The following is a 24602-nucleotide window of genomic DNA, read 5'->3' as shown; positions in this document are numbered from 1 at the left end:
CCGCCCGTTTACCCAACTTTACGAAGCGTTCAAGCCTGCTTGGCGGCGCAGGAAGAACCTAGCAACCCATGAGTACCCCACAACTCCTGATGATCGAAGACGACACTCGACTGGCCCAGATGGTCGGCGAGTACCTGACCCAATCGGGTTTTGGCTTCAGCCATGCGGCCGACGGCGCGAGCGGGCTCGACCTGCTGCAGCAACGCACGCCCGACCTCGTCATCCTCGACCTGATGCTGCCGGACACGGACGGGCTGGAAATCTGTCGCCGCATCCGCGCACTGCCCAATGGGCTTGCCAAGGTGTCGGTGCTGATGCTCACCGCCAAGGGCGACCCCATGGACCGCATCATCGGTCTCGAGATCGGCGCCGATGACTACCTGCCCAAGCCCTTCGAGCCGCGCGAACTGCTCGCGCGCATCCGCGCCGTGCTGCGCCGCCGCGGCGAAGGCGCCGCCGATGCGAGCGCGCCTTCGGTGATGCGCTTCGGCTCGCTCGAAATCGATCGCAATGCGCGCACGGTCACCGTGGGCGGCGCCCCGGCGGACCTCACCTCCTACCAGTTCGACCTGCTGGCGGCGATGGCGGAGCGTGCGGGCCGCGTGCTGACCCGCGACCAGATCATGGAAGCCGTGCGTGGCCGCGAACTCGAAGCCTTCGACCGTTCGATTGACGTGCACATGGGCCGCATCCGCGCAGCCATCGAGGTCGATGCCAAGAATCCGAAGCGCATCCTGACCGTGCGCGGTGTCGGCTACGTGTTCGCCAAGCAGCAAGACTGACCCGCTCGGCCCCAATCGCCCTACTCGCCCTGCTCTGTCGATGCTCCTCAAGCTCTATCAGCGCCATCTCTACGTCCGCATCTGGCTGGCGGTGGTCGCGGGCGTGTTCATCCTCACGCTGACGGCCAACTGGATCGTGCGCGAGGCCGCCGAGTACGAGCGTGAAAGGCTCGCGCCCGTACCGCGCGATGTCGTCGTGCTCGACGATCAGGATCACGCGATCGGCGGCGGCAAGGCGACGCGCGTGCCAGGCCAGGGCCTGGAATTCGACGTGACGCTGAACGATGGTCGCTCCCTCACGCTGCGCGTCGCACCGCGCGACCGTCCGCCTTCGCCGTCGGCCTTCGCACCATGGCGCTCGCCCTTCGGACTGGGCTGGATGGTGGCACTGGTGGGCGTGGCGGTCGCATTGGGTGTCTATCCGATCGTGCGACGGCTCACCAAGCGGCTCGAAGAGCTTCAGCGGGGCGTGCAGCGGTGGGGCGAAGGCGACCTCTCCGTGCGCGTGGCCGAGGACGGGCAGGACGAGGTGGCCGATCTTTCCAATCGCTTCAACGCGGCGGCCGCGCGCATCGAGCAATTGGTGCGCTCGCACAAGTCGCTGCTCGCCAACGCGTCGCACGAGTTGCGGTCGCCCCTCACGCGCATTCGCATGGGCCTGGAGCTGATGGGCGAACGGCCGAGCCGCGCGGCGCGCGATGAAATCTCGCGCAACATCGGCGAACTCGATCAGCTGATCGACGAAATCCTCCTGGCGAGCCGGCTCGACGCGAAGGAAGCCGACATGGGGACGGTCGAGACGGTCGACCTCACGGGCCTCGCCGCTGAGGAATGCGCGCGCGTGGATGCCGATCTCGAAGTCATCGAAGGCACCGATGGCGATGTGCTCACGGTGCGCGGCGTGCCGCGACTGCTGCGCCGTGCGATCCGCAACCTGCTTGAAAACGCCCGGCGCTATGGCGCCGGCGAAACCAGCGTCGAAATCGGAAGCCGGAACGGGGCCGCTGAAATACGCGTCAACGATCGCGGGCCTGGAGTGCCGGCTGCGCTACGGGAACGCATCTTCGAGCCTTTCTATCGCCTGCCCGGCGCGAGTGAGCGCAACGGTGGTGTCGGGCTTGGGCTGGCACTGGTGAAGTCGATCACGGAGCGCCATGGAGGGCATGTGCGCTGCGAGGACAGGCCGGGCGGCGGCGCCAGCTTCGTGATTACCTTGCCGCACTGACTGCCGACTCGCCCCCAGGCTTGCTCACTTCGTGTAGCCGCCAACCCCCTACCGGGGGCGACACCAGCGGCCCGGCGAAGCCGGTTCCGCGGTGTCACTTGCTCACCCCCGGCTCTCTAGAATCGCGGCCATGCAGAGATCGAACATTGTCCGGCCCGCGGCCATGGTCTGGGGGCTTACGGTGTTCATGCCGGTGGGGGCTACCTATGCGGCGGCGGTTCTGCTTTTGATTGCGCTGCTTTGTGCGGGAGGGCTTCGCGAACGGGCGGGAAGGCTTCGGGCGAGTCCGTTCTGGTGGCCGGTGGTGGTCTATGTGGCTTGGACGCTGATCGTGCTGGCACTGGGGCGGCACTATCCGCAGACGGGGTCGAATCTGGGGCACGGGCTGCGCATCGCGGCGACGGTGCTGATGGCGATGGCGCTCACGCGAGACGAAGCGGTTTGGGCGCTGCGAGGCTTCTGGCTCATCGGGCTCTTGAACTTCGTGTTGATCGCGCTGTATTACACGGTCGGTCTTCCGGTGCTGGAAGTCTGGCGTGGAGTGCTGATGCCCGTCGGAAACAAATCGATCAGCAACGCGCTGCTCTTCACGATCATGGGCGCAACGGCCGCTGTGTATGGCATGCAGGCGACGAGGGAACATCGATTCGTCCGTGCCCTGCCGGCGTTTGTGCTCACGCTGGCGGTGGCCGTGGTCATCACGCTCGCGCTGGTCTCTCGCACTTCGCTGCTGGCGTTGATCCTGGCCATTGCTGCAGCGTGCGTGCACCAATGGCGCAAGCGGCTCGGAGTGCTCGCCGCGGCGATTGCACTTGTTGCCGGAGTGGGCGCGGTGGGCATCTGGAACACGCCTTCCGTGCACCAGAAATTCGTGCTGGGCCTGCAGGAACTCGAGGCGGCAGAAGCGGGCACCGTCTCAGAAGGAAGCTGGGTCGTGCGCTACTACATGTACCGCGATACGGCCCGCATGATCGCGGACAAGCCGTTGATGGGTTGGGGCATCGGCGGCTGGACGGAGCAGTGGCACTTGCGCGGGCCCAAGCTGCTGGCCGACTACAACATGCCGCACAACGATCTGCTCTGGATGGGCTCGCAGGCGGGCATCCCGGGCTCGCTGAGCTTGCTGGCGATCATCCTTACGGGCGTCTGGGTCGCCTGGCGCCGGAACGACCTGACCGGACGCCGCGCTTTCGTGGCGATCCTGGTGCTGTTGATCGCCACGAGCCTGAATTCCGCGCTCCGCGATGCGCAGATCGGGCTGTCGATTTTGTGGGTGACGATGGTCTACCTGCGGCTCGCGCAGGAAGCGGGCGACCCGTGGCGGGAACTGGTGCCGCGCCGGATCGCCTTGAAGCTCGCAGGGCCCCGGGGACTCAGTGGTGGTTCCCCACCACCTCGCCCGCTTTGAGGCGGTAGACGGTGCCGCAGTACGGGCACTTGCCTTCGCCGGTACGCGCAACGTCGAGATAGACCTTCGGGTGCGCGCTCCAGAGCTGCATGTCGGCCTTCGGGTTGGGGCAGAACACGCCGCCCTGATCGTTCAGGTCCTTGGCGAGCAGTTCGATGACGGCTTTTGGAGAGGACATGGTCTTCAGACTTTCGTGAGCCAGTGGGCGTATTTGGGATTGCGTCCGTTCACGATGTCGAAGAACGCGTTCTGAATCTTTTCGGTGACCGGGCCGCGCGATCCCTTGCCGATTTCGATCCGGTCGAGTTCACGGATCGGCGTCACTTCGGCTGCAGTGCCCGTGAAGAATGCTTCATCGGCAATGTAGACCTCGTCGCGCGTGATGCGCTTCTGCACGAGCTCGATGCCGAGGTCCTTGCAGATGTGCAGGATGGTGTTGCGCGTGATGCCGTTGAGCGCGCCGGCCGAGAGATCAGGCGTGTACACCACACCGCCCTTGACCACGAACACGTTCTCGCCCGCGCCTTCGGAGACGAAGCCGCTCGCGTCCAGCAACAGAGCTTCGTCGTAGCCGTCGTCCAGCGCTTCCATGTTGGCGAGGATCGAGTTGCTGTAGTTGCTCACCGCCTTGGCCTGCGTCATGGTGATGTTGACGTGGTGGCGCGTGTAGCTCGATGTCTTGACGCGAATGCCGCGCTTCATGCCTTCTTCGCCGAGGTAGGCACCCCAGGACCATGCGGCGACCATCGCGTGGATGCGATTGCCCTTGGGGCTCACGCCGAGCTTTTCGGAGCCGATCCACACGAGCGGGCGCAAATAGCAACTGTCGAGATTGTTGGTGCGCACCACCTGCTTTTGAGCTTCGTTGAACTGCTCGGGCGTGAAGGGAATCTTCATGCGCAGGATCTTGGCGCTGTTGAAGAGCCGCTCGGTGTGGTCCGCCAGCCGGAAGATCGCCGTGCCATCGACCGTCTTGTAGGCACGCACGCCTTCGAAGACACCGCAGCCGTAGTGCAGCGTGTGGGTCAACACGTGGATCTTGGCGTCGCGCCACTCCACGAGATCACCGTCCATCCAGATCTTGCCGTCACGGTCGTCCAGTGAGGGGGGCAGCGCGCTCATGTTCTTGGTCCTCAGGCGTAGGGGGTATGTCGCAAAAGCTTTCGATTTTACGACCGCGACCGTCGGCGCCGCACCGACAATGCTCAGCTTTGTCTTCCCCGCGCTGCGCGCGACCCATGAAACTGGCTCACCCGAGACCAGGGCAGCCGCGGAACCGGCTTTGCCGGGCCGCTGGCTGCGCCCCCTTCAGGGGGAGCGCCACAGGCGCATGGGGGTGTTTTCATCCAGCCAAGAAAAGGGTTTCAGTGTCCGTCTTCAAGAACGTCATCGTCTACCGCATCGAGCCCACGTGGTCGCAGTCGCTCGATCAGGTCGAGAAGTGCCTCGACGCCCAGCGCTTCGTCCCCTGCAGCCCCTCCCAGGAAAAGTCCACCGGCTGGATCGAGCCTCGGGGCGAAGACCACGGCCCTCTTGCCGAATCGATCGGCGGGCAGTGGCTGCTCGAATTCATGATCGAAAGCAAGACGCTGCCGGCTTCGGTCGTGCGCCGCAAGGTCGACGAGCGCGCCGCGCAGATCGAGGCAACCACCGGCCGCAAGCCCGGCAAGAAAGAGAAGAAGGAACTGAAGGAAGACGTCACGCACGAGCTGCTGCCGCTGGCGTTCACGCGCCATGCGCGCGTCGCGGTGTGGATCGATCCGACTGCGCGCCGGCTCGTCGTCAATTCAAGCAACGCAGCGCGCGCGGATGAAGTCGTGACCAATCTCGTGAAGGCGCTCGACGGCTTCGCCGTGGCACTGGTCAACACGCAGGTCGAACCCGCAGTCGCCATGTCGAATTGGCTCTCGACCCAGGAGCCGCCGGCCGGCTTCACGATCGATCGCGAATGCGAGCTGAAGGCAAGCGACGAGTCCAAGGCCGTGGTGCGCTACGCCAAACACCCGCTCGATATCGAGGAAGTGCGGCAGCATATCGCCGATGGCAAGCGGCCCACGCGTCTTGCAATGACGTGGGACGACCGCGTCTCCTTCGAGCTCACCGAAGGCCTGCAGATTCGCAAGATCGTGTTTTTGGAAGGAACGCTCGACGACGCGCCGGCTTCTGGCAAGGAAGACAACTTCGACGCCGATGCTGCGATCGCCACTGGCGAGCTCGGCCAGCTGGTGCCGGAACTGATCGACGCGCTGGGCGGTGAAATGCAACTGGGCGCAGCGCCCGTCGATGCGGCGCCAGCGGCGAAGGCCAAGCCAGCGGTGGAAGAAGCTCTAGAGGACGAGTCGGCGCCGTTCTAAACGGGCGGGCGCAGCGCGTCCGCCGCGCCGGGCTTGACCGCATCGGCGCTGCGCCCATCTGGCAGCCCCTCGGCCGCGTTGTCCTCCGCCGTCTCGGCCACCTCGGGCCGCACCAGCGTCCACTCCGTCAGCTTGCCACCGACAAAGGTGGCATCGACCCATGAGCCGCCCGCGTCCGTCCAGCGGAACACTTCGGGCTGCGTGTCCTTCGGTGTGCGGAGTTCGCCGATGGCGCGCGTCATTGCGACCACGTGAAGCAGGGTTGCCTTCGGCTTGAGCTTGGCGTTGAGCATCACGGCGCTTGCCACAGTGCCGATGGGCCGATCGGCAGCGCGCCTCAACACAGTGATCGCGCGATTGATGTTCAAGAGCACGAACATCACGATGGCACCGACGGCCAGCGCCACGCCGGACCAGCCATAACTGCGATAGGCCAAGCCGATCAATACGACGCCGACGATGGGAACGAGGATCTTGCCGAAATTCATGGCACCGATTGTCGCCCGAGTACGCGGCCGATTTCGACAGCGAAATCAGTCGCTCTCTTACATCCACGCCGAAGAAAAAACAAAACAGTACAAGCCCGCACAAGCGCAAGCACAAACTCTCTTCATGACGAAGTACTGCGACGCGTGTCACTCCGCGAACAGTGATCGAGCGAAATATTGCTGCGTTTGCCACGGCAGGTTTTCGGGTGTGCGCTTCGGGGCGCACACGTCTGCCAGCGCGGTTGCGGATTCGCTACCACCACAAAGGCAAAGGCCGCGAGCCAGAGCGCGTGGAGCACCATTGCCTTCAACGCCATCGCCCACACCAACGCATGGGCGCGACCGCAGCATTTCGCAGCACTCGACAGCAATGCGTGCTGGCCTGCTGCTGGTCTTCCTCGTGCTGCTGCTGGGGCCTTTTACACATTGGAATTCCAGTGCGTCTCCGGATCGCTGGTCATCCATCAGAAGTTCGGTCGCATCGAAGTGGAACTGGATGGCCGCGTCGGTCACGGAGAACGTCAAGCCACTCCTGACGGCTGCATTGGCTGTCGAACAGCCAGAGGACGACGCCGTGGGCACCGTCACAGCCAATGGCGCGCGTCCTGCCGAAGCAGCTTCATCACGTGCCGGATCTCGATCCGCCAATTCGGCACCGACGAATCGATGCTCCGAAGCGCAAGCCGCGCTGTCTCTTTGCCCCAAGAACTAGCCCTTCCGCAGTGCGCCGAGGAGCGGCTTTCATCGCCGAGCTAGCGCGGCTGCAGCCCAATGCGAGTGACACCGAATTTCTCAAGCGCTTTCGTGAATGCAAACGATCGCTCGAATTCGGGTCGATTGTCAGGCTCCGAGTTGACGCTCCAGCAGATTTCAAAGTTGTCGACAGGCTTTGCCGCCCGGCCGGCGTAAAAGCTCGTGTAGCACTCGCTGACCCTCTCGAGCGCGTCTTGCGCATAGCGCTTCGCGTTCGCAGGGTCGGGCCAATGGACTTGCGCCAGCGCGCACCGAAAACTCAGCGCGATTCGCTCGTCGAGGATGGGCTCGGTATTGAAGGCGCGAAAGAGATCGCGCAAGCGGTTGCAGAACCCCAGCGCCTCCGTCAGATCGCCCCGGACCAGGAACAAGAACTCGTCGCCCGCCGCGTACTTTCTGTAGAAGCGGCGTTGCGTCAACGGCACCTTGCCGAGCGACTCGCTGCCGATGGGGGCATCGCCAAACTTCTTCTTGTACATCTCCTCGTCTCTACGCATGCTGACGTGGATCTTCTGCACGATGCCCCTGAGCAACCGGTCGCCGCGCTCGAATCCGAACTTCTGGTTGACGCTGCTGAAGTCATGGATGTCGAGGAGGATCAAGTGGCCTTCGCGCTTCAAACCCTGCGCCTGCGCAAACATCGCGAAGTCTTCTTCAAGACGATCCTGCCGAGGTATGCCGGTGACGACGTCGAGCGTGAAGCTGCGATTGATCGAAGCCAACATCAGCTTCAAGTTCTCGATTTCATCGTCCTTGCGCTTGCTCTCCACCTTTTCCGCGAACCAGAGCCTGTCGACCAGGAACCATGCACAGCCCGCCGCAAGCAACATCGAGAAGATGAGCAATGGCCAGGAAAGCAAGAGCACCGAGCCGTCGACATGCACGACGGTGTTGGCCGGGACCAGGAAGATGTCGATCAGCGTCTTCCGGAAATCGTCACTCAGCTTGGCAGCCCCCAGGAGCAAGCTTGCTGCCGGGCCCACGACTGCGAGAACGAGTTTGGGGTTGACCGGCCTGAGATTCATGCGGAGCTCCAACGTTGCGTGATGGATCGGTGAGACGGACCTTGGCTACTTTATATCGACGACTCACTCACCCGCCCCTATTCCGCCCCACCCGCGCTGCCCCTCCGCTTCAAAGATCTGCCAGTACTCCGGTCGATGTGGCCTCGGCCGCCAACTTGCCTGCAGGGTTGTAGAGCGAGGCTTCCATGAAGGTCACCCGCTTGCCGCGTCGGATCACTCGTGCTTCTACCCATCCCTCACCGGGGGCGACCTTTTCGTAGAAGCTGACCTTGATCTCCAGGCTGAAGACGGTTTGCGTGTGGCCGGTGTCATGGATGACTGCATGCGCCATTGCCGCATCGAGCCAGGCTGTGATGAATCCGCCCTGGGCGATCGTGCCATTGGTGTGGCAGTACTCGGGGCGAACCGTGAATGCCGCCTTCAGGGCCTTTCGTTCGGGGTTCCATTCGGTCACGTGGAAATTGCCCATGGATTCGCTCAGGGCCTTGCCTGAGCGGATTCGTGCGTCCAAATCGTCGTTCATGGAGTTGATTGCTGGTGGGGTGGGGCATTGTCGCGCCGAGGGCGGCTGCGCGCGGCTGAGCCGCAAATCGATCCGCAATCGCTGTGTGCGCTACGGGTCCTGCCTGCAGCGCGCAGTCAACGCGATCCAGTTTGCCGGCCGCACTGCTGGCAGCAAAGATGCGCGAATCCGCCACCGGTGCGACCGCGTCGCCGAAGCAGATGTCTTAGGCATCTTCAACATGCAGCTCGCTCATCGGTCGTCATTCGGGCTGCGCAGCCCGCCCCGGTAAGGGGGGCGTGCCCAGCCAGACCGAAGCTCCTTTCGACGTCATAGCGCGATAGGTTGTCGACCGTGCTGCCGCCTGAGCTACCGGGCGCGTGGCGACGAGCGCCGTGGCGCGTAGAGAGATGCCGAATGGGCGTCACCAGCGAGCGAGGTCGGACCTTGCACGTTCAAAAGCGGCTGGTTGGAAGTGGCTCGCTGTCGGTCTCTTTGTGACTTCGGTAACTGCGCAAGTGAATTTCCTTGCAGGAGGCAACCACGTCGGCGCATCGAGATCGGGTCGAAACCGCCGAACGCTCGCCGAAGAATCCAAGGACGCCGGAAGGCGTCTTAAGCAGACGGTCCAACTCTAAGGCGAGAAGGACGATTGCCTGAAATGCAGTTGTTGTGTCTTGTGCGATCTGCAAGTCTTGCTGGTTCGCTCTCGCTATGAGTTTTTCATCGAAGGGACCAGGCGCCGACTTCTGATGTACCAACCAATTCCGTCGCTTGGCAAGCGTGCGTAGTGCGTTCATTGCAGGCCCATTTGCACGGAGCGCGCCACCGAACACAAGCTGAGGAATAACCGTCCACTTCGCAACAACGTCGAGCTTATCAAGATGATCAAGCACATATTTATCACCAAGATGGATCGCCGCAAAGTCGTAAATTGCAGCCTCTGTTGCCATCGCGGAAAAGACGATCGTCCGAATGGATGCGCTCAGCCTTCTGTCTTCATACGCAAAGTGAGGCATTGGATCTTCATCCGGGGAAGGCTCTGAAACCGGATTGCCGATCTCGCCTAGAAATTGCTCAAATGCGTCCTCGGCCATACTGATGTAGAACGGCGCCAGCCCCCCAGCGCGCATCCATGTGGTAGAGATATGGAATTCCACAGTGTGTGAGACAAAGGTCATCGGAATCTTCTCATTGGTCATAGCAGCAATCTTAGATTGCGATCTGCCGCATGCGAGTTATGAAGAAAGTTGCGGACCACGCGTGATCGTCTCGATTTTTTTTCTCCATGGCTCACACGATGGGTGCGTCGGTCATGGTCCGACCGGCTCCGACAGGGACGCCTACAGCCGCGATGTCGCACTCGAACTGGGCGCCACCGGCGCGACCGGTGTGCGGGGGCGGTCCGCTTGCACCACCGTAAATCTAGTGTGAGCCTCAGATAGGAAGTGAGGAGGCAGTGTCCATGTCTCCGCGAAGTTTGCGGACAAACCATTCGATCACTTCAGCAATCGCCGTGACATTGTTTTGCGCATAGCTTTTGAAGGCATCAATGACAAGCTTCTTGTCGTCCTCCGTGAGCTGAAGCTTTCCTGTTGTGAGTGCAAGCAAGAACTCCAAAACGCCCTCCGCTCGACTCGTACCGATATAGCTTGTGCAGCGTATCAGATAACTTCGAAGATGCGCGCTCGCAGCATGATCGCTTCGATAATCCAATTCGCTGGGAAGTGCGGCGCGAAGGATCGCTGCTTGAATGATGCCATCATCAAATCTTGCAAAGTTCTCCGGGTCCAACGTAACGTGAGTTGGGCGAGGCGCGTGAAGCCTATTCGACTCTGATATGGTGGACGACTCACGAGCGCGCTGAAGCAGAACAGCGATGGTCGCCAAGACGGCTGATTGATGCGGCCCCTCCGCATATCCAGGGTCCCAAAACACAAAATCCTTCCGCAGAATCAGACTTCTAGCGCAATCGGCATCCCAGGGAAGGAAAGCGCGATCCAAGCGTCGGCTTTGAGCGGAGCTTAACAACGTCTGGCGCTCACGCAGTGCCTCTGGAATGGCAGCCACATCACTACTTGAGTACAGCACAACTTCGTCTTCAAAGCTCGCCATCAACGACGATCCGATCGCCAATTCACCGTAGCGAACAATTTCAATTGAGGCTCCGTGCGCAGATGCCCGGAGATTGTTGTCGAGCGTTCTGAGTTGTGATGATGCCTCCGCGACTTGAATTCCAATCAGAAACAGTCGTGGGCCACGGTGGACTCCTCTTAGGTTGCGACTGACTCCCAAGAGTGCTGATCCCCCCCCGGCAATAACACCAATCACAATGATCCCCACGTCAGACTCTACGGTTGTAGGGTCGCGCGCAACATCTGTGAAACTTAAAAGACTAATTTCTCCGATTCCAAGGATCTCATTGCAGTAAACCGCAGTTCGCTCCGCAAGCTCTTTTGACCCTGCATCATCTTGATGGATGATCTGCCGAGTAATGGCCCGAATGTGTTGCGGCAGCTTCTTCTCTAGAAATTGATTGAACGTCGAAGACTGCGCAAGCAATTCTGCTTCGACAAACAAAGCGCGCCTTGTCACGCTCGAGTGCTTGGATGGTCGAAACACATCAAAAAGTGGCGTCTGCTCGTCAATCGCGCTCTGACGCAACAATTTGACGCCATCGGGCCAGGAATGGATTGGCTTCCGAAGAAGTATCTGCTTAGGAGCCTCGCTTCCAGCGACGAAGTTTTCGCCAGATATGCGAATATGATGAGCGGCAGATGTGCGCGCGACTAGTGGCCGAAGTTGGCACGGCAGGAGACAGAGGGCGGCCGAAGCGTCCTCACAGTCTTCGAAAGTCACCAGGGTCACTGCGTCTGTTGTAGCAACTCCCTTCGTTCTAACCCACTCTCTATGCATCTCCATCGAGGACGATGCTGATATTAGGCAAAGCAACTGACCTCGAATTGGCTGTGGAACATGCTCTATTCCACCATACGAATGAAAGCTCTCCACTATGGGTTGCCTTTTTAGTCCCGCGAGCACGAATAGCTCACGCAGAGAGAAGGCAACGGGTGAGATGGCCATGGTGTCGAGCATGATCTGCTCGATTGTGAACGGAAGCTCCGCGCGATCACTGACGAGCTTTTTCCAAAGCGCCAAAGCAGTGAATGCAATTGCACCTGACGATGCTAAACCAGCATCGGCTCGAATGAAATACGGCGCCGTCTTGCCCGACGGCTTTAGGAAGGAATAACCCACAGGCGCGAGTGTTACGATTTCCTTATTGAAGATGCTAGCAAGACCCGCCTTGAACATTTCCTTCGCATTCGAATGCACGTAGTTCACGATATCTTCACTTTTCGCCTCCTCGCTCGGACGGATTCCGATCACGGAAATAGATAGATCCTTTAGGCAAAACTCTGCCAACAGGAGTGGCAACCGATCTTGAAAGCGCAACAGCGCGTCTGACACGGATGGCTTAACAAGTTCCAACTTGAGAGGTGAAGCGTCACCGTCAATCTGCAGTAGGATGACGGCATCGGGGAGTAGCGGCCCTCGGCAAACAGTTTCAAACAACTCCGAAAGAGCGCCGTCGGTTAGTGCTCCAGGAACTTTGAAAGCAACGGCAACGTCGCGAGCGCCGCTGCACGATGCGGCCAGTTCCCAACGGAAATGAAAGAATCCCGGGGGGTTTGTCAGTTCGGAGTAGGGAAGCATATGGTGTACGAAGCTCCCGCAATCTCGCTAAGAAGCGGCGTCTTGACGAAGCGATGCTGAGGATTAAATGCCTGCTGGTCTTTCGAAGAAAAATCTTGTATCAAGCTAAGCCGGCCTGTCCGAAGTGCCATAAAGGCTTTCAGATGGACCATCGATCGCCTGGCGATTACTAGTCCATCCCCCACAAAGCCCGACGATTGAGTGGTGGAATGAAGCTCAAAGCATTTGCGCACCCCCTCAAGTTCTTCCGAAAGAGTCATATCTGCGTAACTGCTCATTCCGCGTTTGGCCGCGAGCCATCTTAAGGACAGGCCCGGACCCGAGTCAAAGACGGACACTTCGATGAAGGTTGACGATGTTCTTGGAGCACCCGGGGCGGATCCCTTCGCCCTATTTGGTGTCAGCATGGCTACTTTCATCAAATAGTTCGCCAGCTTTGCATCACCTCGCACGTAGTTTTCAATATCATCAAGACCAGTAAACCGGTGTAAGCGCAGCTGAATTCCTCGCAATCCAGATTCATAGATATTTCCGCTCTCATCCGCTGCGGTATGAATGTCAGCGTTGTTAAAAAGCTGATAGACAAGTGCACTCAGAGAACTGAGATGAGTTTCACCAATCTTCTTACTAAGTCCAGTTTGAGCGGCTTCGAGCATGTTAGATAGCACCGCTGTGAGACCAGAGTGCCCTCTGACAGTCACATCTGTATTTGTTCCACGCTTGCGACGAATATACAAAGCATTCAAGAATTCGTTTCGGGCGCCCTGAAAGCAGCAGAGAAACGCGCCAGCGCCACGGACGGTGGATCGATAGTCCAATGTCTGCATAGCGTTCACGTGAGGCGCGACATCATTCAGGGCTTCGTTGCGAGAAATGATCGTCGCTCCGCTTCTAACCTCTTGCGCAAAGTAGAGCGCACCCATTCCGTACGGCGAGGCAGCGAATCGAGTTCGCGTCGATTCATCCGTGGCGTATGAAGGGGCAACATGCAATACCCTCGGCCCGGGATGCAAGCGAGCCCATGTCAGGACGGCTTGAATCGCGAGCGCAGAAAAGCCGAAGACGCCTCCGCGTTCGGTCGTCACTGGCAATCTGAGCGATTGCCCGGGTGCCGCACGGATTTCCCGCAAGAACTCCTCCAGCGTTGCAGGTGTTGAATCCTTCGGGAGAGAAATCATCTACTTAAGCTGTTGCGGGCGATGAGAGATGGGACTAATGTACTCGAGGCGCGAACCACTACACTGCTTTCGTGTAGTACTATTTCAAATGGAAATTGCGATCAAGAAAATGCTGATTATCTACCCGAGCACTCTCGTCGTATATTGATCGAACATGCTTAAAGAAATATTAGACGGATTTCAATCCAACGCCGAGGACGTTGAACGCCTCGTCAATTTCGATCGCGAGGTTCTCCAAGTAGTCGTTTCGAATCTTGAAGAACTTCATGAGCGGCTGAAACCTCATCACGGAACGGATCAAATGAACGGGGGTCGCGTCCTCCAAATTGTTCAAGGGATTCGCCAGAATGACTCCCTGCGGTTGCGCTATTCAGTGATCTTCAACCAGGCAATCGTCCTGCTTGTCTCTCACTTCGCGTCAAGCCTTGGTGATATTTTCCGCACTGCGATTGCACATGAACTGGATCGTACTGACAACAATGCCTTACTTGATGAAGACATCAAACTGACCTTCAGAGAAATGAAGGACCGCAACTGGAATCTGCAAAGCGCCGCAGCGGACCTACTTATCGCAAAGAAGGATTTCACTTTTCAAGACATGGGATCAACAGCCCGCGCCTTCGAATCGTACGTTGGCATCAAGCTAGAACGCGATGCCATAGTAAATAACATAATCCTTGGACAAGCCGCTCGACATGTAATCGTTCATGCTGGCGCTGTTACGACCGACCGAATGGTGAAGCAGGTTTCCGGAGCCACTCCCCGGTCGCTCAAACCAGTCTTGAGGCTTGGAGAGAGAATCCAATTTACTTCGCAAGAGGTATCGCAACTCAAGCATGACATGTTGAACTACATGACTCGTTTAGCAGAGCGAATAGACCGAGTCGAGTAGCGCACGACATGAGTGGGCGTTCTTGCTGGTTGAACTGTCCCCGGCCGCTTTCGGGGATTGCGCGGGCGTCCCTATACCGCCGTAAACATCCGCGCCGGGGAACAACGGCAGCGGTCGAACCCTCGGCAGCCCTCAGTGCAGCGCCTCACGCATCGACTGAATCGCGTCGGTCACAGTCTGCATGCGCCGCACCATCTCCGCGTTGACCACCTCCATTAAGGCGCTCAACTCGATCGGCTGGATACGGAACTCCTCGATTTCCTGCAGATAGCTCGGCGTCAGAAAGTTTTGCATGCAAGCGTACGCACGATGCGCCGCGCGCAAGTTGTTGAACTCGTCCTCGACAAGTAGCGCGGCGCTGCGGGCGACCTTGTTCTTCTCTGATTTCTGAAGCGCGGTAGTTGTCGCCTGTCGGCGTCCAACGGCTTTGCGTCTTTTGGATTTGGAGTTGCCGGAAGAACTCGCGGCAATGCGACCAGACTTAGCCATTTTTTTGGCCTCCCAAGAAGTTGCAGTCTTCAAAACCGCCGCTCCGAGTCCAATCGAGGCGGCGACTCGACGAGTTGGACTTACCGGGCAACCTCTTGCGAGAAACCGGCCGGGCTTGCGCCCGCCCGTCGAGCCGCCATAAGGGGGCACAACGCGGCGAATCCGCAAACCATGCAGGCAACTGCGACCTTCGCCGCAGAGGTTGCTTACCGGGAGTCCAATCCCGATCACGTCCTTGTTCGACGCGACTTGGGCAGTATATCGAGCGCTATTGCTACTGCATCTGCCTCACGATATCCAGCGCCTCTTCAATGCGATCCACCGCATGAATCGTCAGCCCTTCAATCTCCTTCGCCCCTTTCCGCGGCGCATTCGCCTTCGGCACGATCGCCACGCTGAACCCCAGCTTCGCCGCCTCACGCAACCGCTCCTGCCCACGCGGCGCCGGCCGCACCTCACCGGCCAGCCCCACTTCCCCAAACGCAATGAACCCCTTGGGCAACGGCTTCCCGCGCAAGCTCGACGTGATCGCCAGCATCACGGCCAAGTCCGCCGCCGGCTCACTGATCCGCACCCCGCCCACCGCGTTGACGAACACGTCCTGATCCATGCAAGCCACGCCCGCATGCCGATGCAACACCGCCAGCAGCATCGCCAGCCGATCGCGATCCAGCCCCACCGACAAGCGCCGCGGGCTCGGCCCACCGTTGTCCACCAGCGCCTGGATCTCCACCAGCATCGGCCGCGTGCCTTCCAGCGTCACCAGCACCACGCTCCCGGGCACCGGCTCCGCATGCTGGCTCAGAAAGATCGCGCTCGGATTCGCCACACCCTTGAGCCCGCGCTCAGTCATCGCAAACACGCCGATCTCGTTCACCGCTCCGAAGCGGTTCTTGATCGCCCGCACCAGGCGGAAGCTCGAATGCGTGTCGCCTTCGAAGTACAGCACCGTGTCGACCATGTGCTCCAGCACGCGCGGGCCGGCGAGAGCGCCTTCTTTCGTGACGTGCCCGACCAGCACGACTGCCGTGCCGCTGGCCTTGGCAAAGCGCGTGAGGTGCGCCGCGCATTCGCGCACTTGCGCCACAGAGCCGGGGGCCGAAGTGAGCTGATCTGAATAGACGGTCTGGATCGAATCGATGACCGCAATCGCCGGCCGCGTTGCGTCGAGCGTGGCAATGATCTTTTCAAGCTGGATCTCGGCCAATACCTGCACCTGCGATCGCTCCAGCCCGAGTCGGCGCGAGCGCAATGCAACCTGCGCGCCGCTTTCTTCGCCCGTCACATAGAGCGCGTTTCGGCCGACGTGCTGCAACGCATCCACCGCCTGCAGCAGCAGCGTGGACTTGCCGATGCCCGGGTCGCCGCCGATGAGCGTGACGCCGCCGTCGACGATGCCGCCGCCCAGCACGCGATCGAGTTCGTCGATGCCAGTGGGCGTGCGCGCGATGTCGGTGGCTTCGATCTCTGAAAGGGTTGCAAGCTCGGCCGATCCGGCGAGCGCCGCGAATTGGGTGCCGAAGCGGTTGTTGGCGGTGCCGCCGGCGGGTGCCGCGACCTGCTCGATCAATGTGTTCCAGGCACCGCAGCTCGGGCATTTGCCGAGCCATTTGGCGCTCGTGCCGCCGCATTCGGTGCAGACGTAAATCGTTTTTTCTTTGGCCATGCCGTCAAGTGTAGGGAGGCGCAGGGGCGCCGCTCCGCGCACAATGGCGCGCGAGACCCTCTGCTCGATGGCAATCAACCCGGAGCTTGATATGACCTCCACCTTGAAGCTCGTGATCTACATGGCCGTACTTGCGTGGCTCACGTCGCTTGTCGCGGGCCTCGTTCGAGTCAGAGGATGGACCTTCTCCGGCACCATGCTTGCGTTCGGGAATCGCGACAACCTGCCAGTGGCGACGCCGTTCGCAGGACGGGCCGAACGCACTGCCCGGAACACCTTCGAGAACTTCGCGCTCTTTGCCGTGATCGCGCTGGTCGCACATGCAGTGGGGGCCACCAATCCGAAAGTTGCCCTGGGGGCGGAAATATTCTTCTGGGCTCGCGTGCTGTACATCCCGGTGTACTACGCCGGAATCATCTATTTGCGCACTGCAATCTGGACGATCAGCATCGTGGGTCTGGTGATGATGATCATGGCCATTTTGTAGGCGCAACCCGCGCCAGGCGCGCGGAAGATGCAGCGCCGCAAAGGTCGCCGCCGCAGCGTCCCGGCGCTAGACTCACCGGACCATGACGGCCAGCCTCGATCAGCCTTCCGGCCAGGGGTTCACACCGCAGGCTTCGGCCGGCGAGGCGGATCGCTTGGGGCCTGTGGCAGATCTCGCCGAGGGCGCGCTGCTGGATCGCGAATTGGAAGACCGGCTGCGCCGGCGGCTGTTCGTGCTGGGCCATGCGGCCGTGCGCCAGGGCCTGATGGCGGTGGCGGTGTTCGCAGCGGTCTTCTCGGCGCTCACCGGCCCTCGGCTTGCCATTTTTCTGTGGGTGGCACTGGTGTGTGGCGTGCTGATGGTGCGCCTGTACTTCCTCGAACAGAACCTGCGGGTGTACCCGTCCCCCCAATACGCCGAACGCCAACCCGCCGGCAACTGGCGCTACTTCGCGCCCTACACCGCGACCAGCGTGGTCTGGGGCCTGGGGCCTTGGTTCCTGATGCCGCTGGGGCCGATCCCCACCGAGTGGCTGGCGGTGCAGGCGGTGTTCGTATCGGGACTGATGACGGGCGTCGTTCCGGTGGTGGCGCCGTCGCGCAAGGCCGCCTACATGTGGCTCGTGCCGCTGGCGCTGGGCATGGCGACACGCGCCGCGGTACAGGGCGGAGCGGTCGGCTGGACCCTGTGCACCTACATCCTGCTGTACGCGATCGTGGCGTGGCGTTTTGCGCGCCAGCAAGGCGAACTGCTGCGCGCCGGGCTGCGTTCGCAGATCGAGAAGGAAGAGCTGTCGCGACAGCTGATGGCTCAGTCGCACGACCTGGAGCGGCTGAACGCCGAGCGCAGCCGCTTCTTCGCGTCCGCCAGCCACGACCTGCGCCAGCCGGTGCACGCACTGGCTTTGTTCTCCGAGGCGCTGCGGCGCGAAGTGCAGGGTACGCCGGCGCAACGGCTGGCCGATCAGGTGGTGGAGGCCACGCGGTCGGTGAGCGGTCTGCTCAACGGATTGCTCGACATTTCCAAGATTGACGCTGGCGCGGTGCAGCCGGTGTTCGCGCCAGTGGCGGTGGATCAGATCTTCCTGCGCCTGTCCCAACTGTATGAAGAGCGCGCGGCCGCGGCCGGGCTGCAGCTGCGCTTTCACCCGATCCCGTGCGAGATCGTGAGCGACGGCGATCTGCTGCTGCGCGTGCTGTTCAACTTCGTCGACAACGCCTTCAAGTACTGCGAGCGCGGCGGCGTGCTGGTGAGCGCTCGGCCGCGCGGCGGGCGCATCAGGCTGGCCGTGTGGGACACGGGGCGCGGTATCGGCGCCGCGCACCTGTCGCGCGTGTTCGATGAGTTCTACCAGGTGGACAACCTGCATCGCGACAGCGTGCGCGGGCTCGGAATCGGGCTGGCGATCGTCAGGCGGCTCGCCGTGCTGCTGGAGGGTGAGGTGGGCTTGCATTCGACGCCGGGGCGGGGCAGCGTGTTCTGGATCGAGCTGCCGCTGCGCCCCAGCGCCGCGGCGCAGGCCGGTGCGCTCGCCAATGTTGCCGGTGCGCCTGTGCCCAGCTTGGCGAGCGCTGGCGCAGCGGCGCCCGAGCGGCCACTGCACGTATTGCTGCTGGATGACGAGGCAGCAGTCTGTGAGGCCATGCGCCTATGGCTCGCGCCCTACTGCGCTGCCATCCACACCGCGCAGACGGTGGACGAGGCCAGCGTCGTGGTGGCGCGCGAAGGCGCGAGGCTCGACGCGATGCTGGTGGACTTCCGGCTGGCCGGCGAACTCGACGGCATCGGCGCTACGCACCGCCTGCGAGCGCAGGCCGGGCGCATGCTGCCTGTCATCCTGATCACCGGCGACACCGACCCGGTGCTCGTGCGTGCCGCCTACGACAGCGGTCTGGTGGTGATGTTCAAGCCGGTGCAGCCCGAGCAGTTGGCGAAGCGACTGCGAGAGCTGTGTGCGGCGCCGGCCGATGCGGGCATCCCGGCTTCCGACAGCGCGCGTTTGTCAAGCTGAAGGGTTTCTTCGTGCTCAGTGGCTCGCGCCGAATTCGCGCGTCAGCAGTTCCGCGAAGGCCTCGGCCGCTGGCGACAGCGATCGGCCGCGCTTGACGATCACCGCGATGTTGCGCGCCACCGTGGGTCGCACAAGTCGCCTCGCCACCAGATTCGGGTAACTCGCGTGCGCGAGGATCGACGCGGGCAGCACCGAAGCGCCGAGTCCGCTCGCGGCCATCGCGAGTGCGGTGCCCAGCAAAGTCACCTCGTGCGCAATCTTCAGTTCCACGCCCGCCTGGGCGGCGGCGCGATCGATGCTGCCGCGCACGCCGTAGCCCGGCTTCACGGTGATCAGCGGATGCGCGGCCAGTTGTTTCCATGAGATCTGCGGAGATGACGACAACCGCACGCCACGGTCGACGATCACGCTCAGGTGGTCGCGCACGAAGACGCGTTCTTCCAGCCCGGCGACCTTGCCGTCGAGCGTCCCGACGCCGAAGTCCACCTGCTCGCTCTGGATGCGTTCGACAAACTGACCGGGCGCGCAGTCGTCGATATTGACCTGCACGTCCGGATGCGTGCCGAAGTAGCGCTGCATGGCCTTCGGCATCAGGGTCTGCGCAATGGTCGACGTGGCAGCCACGCGCACGCGGCCATGCCGGCCGCTGGCGAGATCAGACATCGCGGAACCGAGCGCGTCCAGCTCGGCCAGCACGCGTTCGGCGAAGACGATGGCCTGGTCGGCCGCCTCTGTACTGCGCAGGGAACGCGTGGTGCGATCGAACATGCGCAAGCCCATGCGTTGCTCGAATTCGCGCAGCAGCACGCTGACGGCCGGCTGTGTCAGCGCAAGCTGGTCCGCCGCGCTCGACAGTTGGCCGCTGTGATACACGGCGACGAAGGCGCGCAACTGCCGCACGGAGGGCAGGCCGCGCATAGATAACGGTTTTTTATGAATCGCCATGAAAGCTTCATTTTTTAGCCGATGCACATCGGCTTTTAATGGACGGCTGAGACTTCTGGAGACAAAGAGCGATGAGTGAAGAACTCCAAACGCAGGTGCTGATTGTCGGCGCCGGCCCGGTCGGACTGACGCTGGCGATGGATCTGGCGCAGCGCGGCATCGACGTGCTGGTGGCCGAGATCCGCCATCGCGGCGAACCGCCGAACGTGAAGTGCAACCACGTGTCGGCCCGCTCGATGGAGATCTTTCGCCGGCTGGGCGTTGCCGCCAAGCTGCGCGACAGCGGCCTGCCTGCCGACTACCCGAACGACGTGGCCTACCGCACGACGATGACGGGCGACGAGTTGTCGCGCATTCCGATCCCCGCGCGGCGCGACCGCTACACCGCGACGGGCGGCCCCGACACGGGGTGGCCGACGCCGGAACCGCCGCACCGCATCAACCAGATCTATCTGGAGCCGGTGCTCTTCGCACATGCCGAAGCGGTGCCGGGCCTGCGCATCCGCAACCGGACGCGCATCGACGACTTCACGCAGGATGACGACGGCGTGTGGGCGAACGGCGTCGATCTCGACAATGGGCAGCCGGTGCGCATCCGCAGCCGCTACATGATCGGCTGCGACGGCGGGCGCTCGATGGTGCGCAAGAAGATCGGCGCGCAGTTGCACGGCACCGATGTGGTCGGCCGCGTGCAATCGACCTACTTTCGTGCCCCGGCGCTGCTTGGGCTGCTGAAGCACGCGCCTGCCTGGGCTACGTTTTCGCTCAATCCGCGGCGCTGCGGAAACGTCTACGCCATCGATGGACGCGAGACCTGGTTGCTGCACAACTATCTGCTGGCGGACGAGACGGACTTCGAGGCGGTCGACCGCGACTGGGCGATCCGCGAGATCCTGGGGGTCGGCCCGGAGTTCGAGTACGAGATCATCTCGAAGGAGGACTGGATCGGGCGCCGTCTGGTGGCCGACCGGTTCCGCGACCGGCGCGTGTTCATCTGCGGCGATGCCTCGCACCTGTGGATTCCGATGGCCGGCTACGGCATGAACGCAGGGATCGCGGATGCGATGAATCTGTCGTGGGTGCTCGCGGGCCGTTTGCAAGGCTGGGCCACGGAGGCCGCGCTGGATGCGTACGAAGCGGAGCGCCAGCCGATCACCGAGCAGGTGTCGAACTTTGCAATGAACCACGCGATCGCGTTGCAACGCCAGCGTGAGGGCGTGCCGCCGGGCATTGAAGCGCCGGGCGTGGAAGGCGACGCGCTGCGCGAAGCCACCGGGCGCGCGCTCTATGACCTGAACGTGCAGCAGTATTGCTGCGGCGGGCTCAATTTCGGCTACTTCTATGATCGTTCGCCGCTGATCGCTTACGACGGCGAACCGGCGCCGGCCTACACCATGGCCACCTTCACGCCATCGACCGTGCCCGGCTGCCGCACGCCCCATCTTTGGCTCGACGATGGCCGATCGCTCTACGACGCGATGGGCCCCGGCTACACGCTGTTGCGGCGCGATCCGAATGTCGATGTCCGTTCGATCGAAGCCGCTGCAGCTTCGCGCGGCGTGCCGTTGACGGTGCTCGACCTTCGTTCCGCCGACGCCGCAACGCTCTATGACCGCAAGCTGGTGCTGTCGCGACCTGATCAGCACGTGGCGTGGCGCGGCGATGCGGCACCTGCCGATCCGATCGCATTGATCGACCTCGTGCGCGGCGCCGAAACGGCCCCCGCACTTCAAACCGAAGAGAAAGACAAGGAGACCGTCCAGTGAACCGCCGTCAAGTCATCCGCCGCATCGGCACCCTGTCCGCCGCCGTCTGCGCCGCCGGGCCATCTTTGGTCCTCGCGCAGAGCGACCGTCAGATCACCATCGTCGTGCCTTACGCACCGGGCGGCACGACCGACATGCTGGGCCGGCTGATCGCGCAGCAGCTCGGCATCGCGCTCGGCCGCACCGTCATCGTCGACAACAAGCCGGGCGCCGGCACCGCGATCGGCGCCAGTCAGGTCGCCCGCGCCGCACCGGACGGCAATACGCTGCTCGTGGCGACCAGCACAACGCTTGCCATCAACCAGTGGCTCTACAAGAAGCTGCCCTATGACCCGGCCAAGGACTTCGCGCCGGTGGGGCTGATCGGCGCGGTGCCGCTGATGGTGGTGGTGCATCCTTCGGTGAAGGCGAATTCGCTCGCCGAGCTGGTGGCGCTCGCGAAAGCCAAGCCCGATGCGTTGAGTTACGGATCGGCCGGCAACGGCAGTCCGCAGCACCTGGGGCCCGAGATGTTCAAGGCAGCGACTTCCATCAAGCTCAGCCATGTGCCCTACAAAGGCAGCGCGCTGGCGCTGACCGATTTGCTCGGCGGTCAGATCCAGCTGATGTTCACGGACATCGCGCCGGCACTGCAGCACGTGCGCACCGGCAAGCTGCGCGCGCTCGCCGTCACTTCGCTGAAGCGCCAGAGCGCCGTGCCTGAAGTGCCGACGGTGGCTGAATCCGGTATTCCCGGCACGGCCGGATTCGAGGCTGTGGCATGGCAGAGCATCGTCGCGCCCGCGGGCACCCCGGCGGAAATCACCGAACGCTACAGCCGCGAAATCGCGAAGATCCTCGCGCAACCCGATCTGCGCCAGAAGCTCGAGCGCGAAGGGCTCGAATCGCGATCGAGCACGCCCGCCGAGTTGGCCGCCTACATGAAGACCGAAGCCAAGCGCTGGGGCGAAGTGGTGCGCCTCTCTGGCACGACGATCGATTGATCGTCCCGAGAGGATCGTCCCGGGGGGATGCGAGGGTTAACCCGAAGAGGGGTCACAAGGCAATCATTTAACATGTTAAGTAAATGAGGGCTTCATGACGACCACCTTCACGCACCGCAATCTTCCGCGTCTGCTGCTACAGGCGCGAGAGGCCGTGATGGCCCACACACGGCCGAGCCTGCGCGAGCATGAATTGTCCGATCAGCAATGGCGCGTTCTGCGCGTGCTCGGCGAACACGGCTCTGTCGAAACCGGCCGCGTGGCGCGCGAAGCCTTCATCCTCGGACCCAGCCTGACGGGCATGCTGGCGCGCATGGAGCGCGACGGGCTCATCACGCGCAGTCGCGATCCGGAGGATCAGCGCCGCACGGTCGTCGAGGCCACCGCCCAAGGCCGCAAACTCGTCAAGCGCCTTTCCACCAGCATCGAAGCGCACTACAGGTGGATGGAAGAAAGATTGGGCGAGGACAAGCTCGAAGAACTCTACGCGCTGCTAGACGAACTGATCGCATTGGAACAACCATGAGCTTTTTGCCAACCGGCACCGTCTACGGCGTGCTGCTGAATTTCCGAAAGGAAGTCGAAGCACTGGCGCCGCAGATGAACCAGCCGCCCTACAAGGCACCGCCAAAGGCGCCCGTCCTCTACGTCAAGACCGCCAACACCTGGAGCCCCCACGGCAGCGCCATCGCGGTTCCGGCGCGTGTGCCGGAGGTCGAAGTCGGCGCCACGGTCGCCATGGTGATCGGTGCGGACAACGACGTCGAAGGCTTCGTGCTGATGAACGATCTCTCGATCCCGCACACGAGCTTTTTCCGGCCCCCGGTCAAGTTCAAGTGCCTCGACGGATTCCTGGGCATCGGCCCCGCGATGCGCGACGCGCAAGAGGTCGCCGATCCGTCCGAGTTCAGGCTCGAAGTCCGCATCAACGGCGAGCTGCGGCAGTCGGTGGATTTCTCGCAAACTGTGCGTAGTGCTGCGCAGCTGTTGGCCGACGTCGGCGCGTTCATGACGCTTCAGCATGGCGATGTGCTGATGCTGGGTTGCGACGCCGGACGTCCGCTCGCACGTGCCGGAGACCGCATCGAGATCAGCGGTCCGGGATTCGAGCCGCTCGTCAACACGCTCGTGAAGGAAGAAGCATGAAGCGCGCACGCATCTTGTTCGAAGGGGCGGTGCACGATGCCGTCGAGAAGGATGGACAACTGCTGCTGGCGGACGGCCGGCTCGTCGCGCCGGACGCGGTGTCGTGGATGCCCCCGCTGGCACCGACGCCGCGCCCTCGCACCATCCTCGCGCTGGGACTGAACTACGCCGACCACGCCAAGGAACTCGAGTTCAAGGCACCTGAAGAGCCGCTCGTCTTCGTGAAGGGCGAAAGCACGCTCATCGGCCACCGGCAGCTCACCTCGCGGCCGTCGGACGTGCAGTTCATGCACTACGAGTGCGAACTCGCGATCGTCGTCGGCAAGACCGCGCGCAAGATACGGCGCGATGATGCCTACGACTTCATCGGCGGCTACACCGTGGCCAACGACTACGCGATTCGCGACTACCTGGAGAACTGGTATCGCCCCAATCTGCGCGTGAAGAATCGCGACACCTGCACGCCCATCGGCCCCTGGCTGGTCGACGCCGCCGACGTGCCCGATCCCATGTCGCTGGCGCTGCAAACCACGGTGAACGGCAAGGTCACGCAATCGGGCAACACGCAGGACATGATCTTCGATGCGCCCTTTCTCCTCGAATACTTCAGCAGCTTCATGACGCTGTCGCCGGGCGACTTGATCCTCACCGGCACGCCCGACGGCGTGGTGGACTGCCGGCCTGGCGATGTCATCGTGACCGAGATCGAGCGCATCGGCGCACTGGTCAACACGATCGCAGCCGCCTGAGCGGCACACCCCAACGAGATACCCGAACGAGACATT

The 24602-nt window shown here is 62.2% G+C and carries 25 protein-coding genes; 14 read left to right on the top strand and 11 right to left on the bottom strand.

Annotated features, from left to right (window positions below; all coding sequences use genetic code 11):
* Nucleotides 1-68 precede the first annotated feature (68 nt).
* The 3 genes from AC1DSF_RS28415 to AC1DSF_RS28405 all read left to right on the top strand — a co-directional run bounded on the left by AC1DSF_RS28415 (nucleotide 69) and on the right by AC1DSF_RS28405 (nucleotide 3415).
* The gene (locus AC1DSF_RS28415) at nucleotides 69-782 is read left to right on the top strand and encodes a response regulator (protein ID WP_478144905.1); all 714 of its coding nucleotides are present in this window, start codon (nucleotides 69-71) and stop codon (nucleotides 780-782) included.
* Between the two features lie 40 nt (nucleotides 783-822).
* A complete protein-coding gene (locus tag AC1DSF_RS28410) occupies nucleotides 823-2007 on the top strand; it encodes a sensor histidine kinase (RefSeq protein WP_478128561.1) in 1185 nt (394 codons plus the stop codon).
* Between the two features lie 130 nt (nucleotides 2008-2137).
* Complete coding sequence (locus tag AC1DSF_RS28405; protein WP_478183902.1) at nucleotides 2138-3415, top strand: O-antigen ligase family protein; 1278 nt, start codon at nucleotides 2138-2140, stop codon at nucleotides 3413-3415.
* Here AC1DSF_RS28405 and AC1DSF_RS28400 read toward each other — a convergent pair.
* On the bottom strand, nucleotides 3381-3593 hold the full coding sequence (locus AC1DSF_RS28400) for a zinc-finger domain-containing protein (protein WP_478144902.1): 213 nt from the start codon (nucleotides 3591-3593) through the stop codon (nucleotides 3381-3383). The two genes, AC1DSF_RS28405 and AC1DSF_RS28400, sit on opposite strands and share 35 nt — an antisense overlap.
* A gap of 5 nt (nucleotides 3594-3598) precedes the next feature.
* Nucleotides 3599-4537, bottom strand: coding sequence for a branched-chain amino acid transaminase (locus tag AC1DSF_RS28395; protein ID WP_478183901.1), 939 nt, complete (start codon nucleotides 4535-4537; stop codon nucleotides 3599-3601).
* Between the two features lie 245 nt (nucleotides 4538-4782).
* Between AC1DSF_RS28395 and AC1DSF_RS28390 the strand changes: the two genes are divergently transcribed.
* Entirely contained in the window at nucleotides 4783-5769 is a 987-nt protein-coding gene (locus AC1DSF_RS28390; RefSeq protein WP_478183900.1) for a recombination-associated protein RdgC, read from the top strand.
* On the opposite strand, the gene AC1DSF_RS28385 is transcribed toward AC1DSF_RS28390, so the two are convergent.
* Nucleotides 5766-6257, bottom strand: coding sequence for a glycerate kinase (locus tag AC1DSF_RS28385; RefSeq protein ID WP_478128556.1), 492 nt, complete (start codon nucleotides 6255-6257; stop codon nucleotides 5766-5768). The genes AC1DSF_RS28390 and AC1DSF_RS28385 overlap by 4 nt on opposite strands.
* Between AC1DSF_RS28385 and AC1DSF_RS28380 the strand changes: the two genes are divergently transcribed.
* A complete protein-coding gene (locus AC1DSF_RS28380) occupies nucleotides 6256-6969 on the top strand; it encodes a hypothetical protein (protein WP_478183899.1) in 714 nt (237 codons plus the stop codon). The two genes, AC1DSF_RS28385 and AC1DSF_RS28380, sit on opposite strands and share 2 nt — an antisense overlap.
* Nucleotides 6970-7009: 40 nt before the next feature.
* Here AC1DSF_RS28380 and AC1DSF_RS28375 read toward each other — a convergent pair whose 3' ends face one another.
* Together AC1DSF_RS28375 and AC1DSF_RS28370 are read right to left on the bottom strand one after the other, a co-directional pair.
* Nucleotides 7010-8035: a diguanylate cyclase domain-containing protein gene (locus AC1DSF_RS28375; protein WP_478183898.1), complete on the bottom strand. Its 1026-nt coding sequence runs from the start codon at nucleotides 8033-8035 to the stop codon at nucleotides 7010-7012.
* A 109-nt stretch (nucleotides 8036-8144) separates the two neighbouring features.
* Entirely contained in the window at nucleotides 8145-8504 is a 360-nt protein-coding gene (locus AC1DSF_RS28370) for a PaaI family thioesterase (RefSeq protein WP_478183897.1), read from the bottom strand.
* Here AC1DSF_RS28370 and AC1DSF_RS28365 point away from each other — a divergent pair.
* Nucleotides 8503-8829, top strand: a complete 327-nt coding sequence (locus AC1DSF_RS28365) for a hypothetical protein (protein WP_478183896.1) — start codon at nucleotides 8503-8505, stop codon at nucleotides 8827-8829. The genes AC1DSF_RS28370 and AC1DSF_RS28365 overlap by 2 nt on opposite strands.
* A 163-nt stretch (nucleotides 8830-8992) precedes the next feature.
* On the opposite strand, the gene AC1DSF_RS28360 is transcribed toward AC1DSF_RS28365, so the two are convergent.
* The 3 genes from AC1DSF_RS28360 to AC1DSF_RS28350 form a co-directional block, all read right to left on the bottom strand.
* A complete protein-coding gene (locus AC1DSF_RS28360) occupies nucleotides 8993-9739 on the bottom strand; it encodes a hypothetical protein (RefSeq protein ID WP_478183895.1) in 747 nt (248 codons plus the stop codon).
* A 235-nt stretch (nucleotides 9740-9974) separates the two neighbouring features.
* Nucleotides 9975-12008 carry a hypothetical protein gene (locus AC1DSF_RS28355; RefSeq protein ID WP_478183894.1) on the bottom strand — a complete coding sequence of 678 codons (2034 nt, stop codon included), beginning with the start codon at nucleotides 12006-12008 and terminating at the stop codon, nucleotides 9975-9977.
* A gap of 224 nt (nucleotides 12009-12232) precedes the next feature.
* The gene (locus AC1DSF_RS28350) at nucleotides 12233-13432 is read right to left on the bottom strand and encodes a hypothetical protein (RefSeq protein ID WP_478183893.1); all 1200 of its coding nucleotides are present in this window, start codon (nucleotides 13430-13432) and stop codon (nucleotides 12233-12235) included.
* A 154-nt stretch (nucleotides 13433-13586) separates the two neighbouring features.
* Between AC1DSF_RS28350 and AC1DSF_RS28345 the strand changes: the two genes are divergently transcribed.
* Nucleotides 13587-14324: a hypothetical protein gene (locus tag AC1DSF_RS28345; protein ID WP_478183892.1), complete on the top strand. Its 738-nt coding sequence runs from the start codon at nucleotides 13587-13589 to the stop codon at nucleotides 14322-14324.
* A 132-nt stretch (nucleotides 14325-14456) separates the two neighbouring features.
* Here AC1DSF_RS28345 and AC1DSF_RS28340 read toward each other — a convergent pair whose 3' ends face one another.
* Together AC1DSF_RS28340 and radA are read right to left on the bottom strand one after the other, a co-directional pair.
* Nucleotides 14457-14846, bottom strand: a complete 390-nt coding sequence (locus tag AC1DSF_RS28340; RefSeq protein WP_478183891.1) for a hypothetical protein — start codon at nucleotides 14844-14846, stop codon at nucleotides 14457-14459.
* A gap of 241 nt (nucleotides 14847-15087) precedes the next feature.
* Nucleotides 15088-16479 (bottom strand): DNA repair protein RadA, encoded by a 1392-nt coding sequence (gene radA / locus AC1DSF_RS28335; protein WP_478183890.1) that lies wholly within the window; start codon nucleotides 16477-16479, stop codon nucleotides 15088-15090.
* 91 nt (nucleotides 16480-16570) lie between these two features.
* On the opposite strand from radA, the gene AC1DSF_RS28330 reads away from it, so the two are divergent.
* Both AC1DSF_RS28330 and AC1DSF_RS28325 read left to right on the top strand, forming a co-directional pair.
* On the top strand, nucleotides 16571-16966 hold the full coding sequence (locus AC1DSF_RS28330; RefSeq protein ID WP_478128546.1) for an MAPEG family protein: 396 nt from the start codon (nucleotides 16571-16573) through the stop codon (nucleotides 16964-16966).
* 82 nt (nucleotides 16967-17048) lie between these two features.
* Nucleotides 17049-18977 carry a hybrid sensor histidine kinase/response regulator gene (locus AC1DSF_RS28325; protein ID WP_478183889.1) on the top strand — a complete coding sequence of 643 codons (1929 nt, stop codon included), beginning with the start codon at nucleotides 17049-17051 and terminating at the stop codon, nucleotides 18975-18977.
* A gap of 15 nt (nucleotides 18978-18992) precedes the next feature.
* Here the strand turns inward: AC1DSF_RS28325 and AC1DSF_RS28320 are convergent, their stop codons facing one another.
* The gene (locus tag AC1DSF_RS28320) at nucleotides 18993-19922 is read right to left on the bottom strand and encodes a LysR substrate-binding domain-containing protein (protein ID WP_478183888.1); all 930 of its coding nucleotides are present in this window, start codon (nucleotides 19920-19922) and stop codon (nucleotides 18993-18995) included.
* 71 nt (nucleotides 19923-19993) lie between these two features.
* On the opposite strand from AC1DSF_RS28320, the gene AC1DSF_RS28315 reads away from it, so the two are divergent.
* The 5 genes from AC1DSF_RS28315 to AC1DSF_RS28295 all read left to right on the top strand — a co-directional run bounded on the left by AC1DSF_RS28315 (nucleotide 19994) and on the right by AC1DSF_RS28295 (nucleotide 24566).
* Nucleotides 19994-21688 carry an FAD-dependent oxidoreductase gene (locus AC1DSF_RS28315; protein ID WP_478144887.1) on the top strand — a complete coding sequence of 565 codons (1695 nt, stop codon included), beginning with the start codon at nucleotides 19994-19996 and terminating at the stop codon, nucleotides 21686-21688.
* Nucleotides 21685-22671, top strand: a complete 987-nt coding sequence (locus AC1DSF_RS28310) for a Bug family tripartite tricarboxylate transporter substrate binding protein (protein ID WP_478183887.1) — start codon at nucleotides 21685-21687, stop codon at nucleotides 22669-22671. Before AC1DSF_RS28315 ends, AC1DSF_RS28310 begins: the two co-directional genes overlap by 4 nt.
* Nucleotides 22672-22765: 94 nt before the next feature.
* Nucleotides 22766-23197 (top strand): homoprotocatechuate degradation operon regulator HpaR, encoded by a 432-nt coding sequence (gene hpaR, locus AC1DSF_RS28305; protein WP_478183886.1) that lies wholly within the window; start codon nucleotides 22766-22768, stop codon nucleotides 23195-23197.
* Nucleotides 23194-23817, top strand: a complete 624-nt coding sequence (locus tag AC1DSF_RS28300) for a fumarylacetoacetate hydrolase family protein (protein WP_478183885.1) — start codon at nucleotides 23194-23196, stop codon at nucleotides 23815-23817. The genes hpaR and AC1DSF_RS28300 overlap by 4 nt, the downstream gene beginning before the upstream one ends.
* A complete protein-coding gene (locus AC1DSF_RS28295) occupies nucleotides 23814-24566 on the top strand; it encodes a fumarylacetoacetate hydrolase family protein (RefSeq protein WP_478183884.1) in 753 nt (250 codons plus the stop codon). The genes AC1DSF_RS28300 and AC1DSF_RS28295 overlap by 4 nt, the downstream gene beginning before the upstream one ends.
* The last annotated feature ends 36 nt before the right edge of the window (nucleotides 24567-24602 follow it).

This window comes from Variovorax sp. 01N429, assembly GCF_056399425.1.
This window is presented reverse-complemented; position numbering and strand designations above follow the sequence as displayed.

What these genes read in the sequence shown, in the direction of transcription:
- AC1DSF_RS28415 (WP_478144905.1), top strand. Translation starts at nt 69, where the DNA reads ATGAGTACCCCACAACTCCTGATGATCGAAGACGACACTCGACTGGCC.
- AC1DSF_RS28410 (WP_478128561.1), top strand. Translation starts at nt 823, where the DNA reads ATGCTCCTCAAGCTCTATCAGCGCCATCTCTACGTCCGCATCTGGCTG.
- AC1DSF_RS28405 (WP_478183902.1), top strand. Translation starts at nt 2,138, where the DNA reads ATGCAGAGATCGAACATTGTCCGGCCCGCGGCCATGGTCTGGGGGCTT.
- AC1DSF_RS28400 (WP_478144902.1), bottom strand. Translation starts at nt 3,593, where the DNA reads ATGTCCTCTCCAAAAGCCGTCATCGAACTGCTCGCCAAGGACCTGAAC.
- AC1DSF_RS28395 (WP_478183901.1), bottom strand. Translation starts at nt 4,537, where the DNA reads ATGAGCGCGCTGCCCCCCTCACTGGACGACCGTGACGGCAAGATCTGG.
- AC1DSF_RS28380 (WP_478183899.1), top strand. Translation starts at nt 6,256, where the DNA reads ATGGCACCGATTGTCGCCCGAGTACGCGGCCGATTTCGACAGCGAAAT.
- AC1DSF_RS28385 (WP_478128556.1), bottom strand. Translation starts at nt 6,257, where the DNA reads ATGAATTTCGGCAAGATCCTCGTTCCCATCGTCGGCGTCGTATTGATC.
- AC1DSF_RS28375 (WP_478183898.1), bottom strand. Translation starts at nt 8,035, where the DNA reads ATGAATCTCAGGCCGGTCAACCCCAAACTCGTTCTCGCAGTCGTGGGC.
- AC1DSF_RS28365 (WP_478183896.1), top strand. Translation starts at nt 8,503, where the DNA reads ATGGATTCGCTCAGGGCCTTGCCTGAGCGGATTCGTGCGTCCAAATCG.
- AC1DSF_RS28370 (WP_478183897.1), bottom strand. Translation starts at nt 8,504, where the DNA reads ATGGGCAATTTCCACGTGACCGAATGGAACCCCGAACGAAAGGCCCTG.
- AC1DSF_RS28360 (WP_478183895.1), bottom strand. Translation starts at nt 9,739, where the DNA reads ATGACCAATGAGAAGATTCCGATGACCTTTGTCTCACACACTGTGGAA.
- AC1DSF_RS28350 (WP_478183893.1), bottom strand. Translation starts at nt 13,432, where the DNA reads ATGATTTCTCTCCCGAAGGATTCAACACCTGCAACGCTGGAGGAGTTC.
- AC1DSF_RS28345 (WP_478183892.1), top strand. Translation starts at nt 13,587, where the DNA reads ATGCTTAAAGAAATATTAGACGGATTTCAATCCAACGCCGAGGACGTT.
- radA (WP_478183890.1), bottom strand. Translation starts at nt 16,479, where the DNA reads ATGGCCAAAGAAAAAACGATTTACGTCTGCACCGAATGCGGCGGCACG.
- AC1DSF_RS28330 (WP_478128546.1), top strand. Translation starts at nt 16,571, where the DNA reads ATGACCTCCACCTTGAAGCTCGTGATCTACATGGCCGTACTTGCGTGG.
- AC1DSF_RS28325 (WP_478183889.1), top strand. Translation starts at nt 17,049, where the DNA reads ATGACGGCCAGCCTCGATCAGCCTTCCGGCCAGGGGTTCACACCGCAG.
- AC1DSF_RS28320 (WP_478183888.1), bottom strand. Translation starts at nt 19,922, where the DNA reads ATGGCGATTCATAAAAAACCGTTATCTATGCGCGGCCTGCCCTCCGTG.
- AC1DSF_RS28315 (WP_478144887.1), top strand. Translation starts at nt 19,994, where the DNA reads ATGAGTGAAGAACTCCAAACGCAGGTGCTGATTGTCGGCGCCGGCCCG.
- hpaR (WP_478183886.1), top strand. Translation starts at nt 22,766, where the DNA reads ATGACGACCACCTTCACGCACCGCAATCTTCCGCGTCTGCTGCTACAG.
- AC1DSF_RS28300 (WP_478183885.1), top strand. Translation starts at nt 23,194, where the DNA reads ATGAGCTTTTTGCCAACCGGCACCGTCTACGGCGTGCTGCTGAATTTC.
- AC1DSF_RS28295 (WP_478183884.1), top strand. Translation starts at nt 23,814, where the DNA reads ATGAAGCGCGCACGCATCTTGTTCGAAGGGGCGGTGCACGATGCCGTC.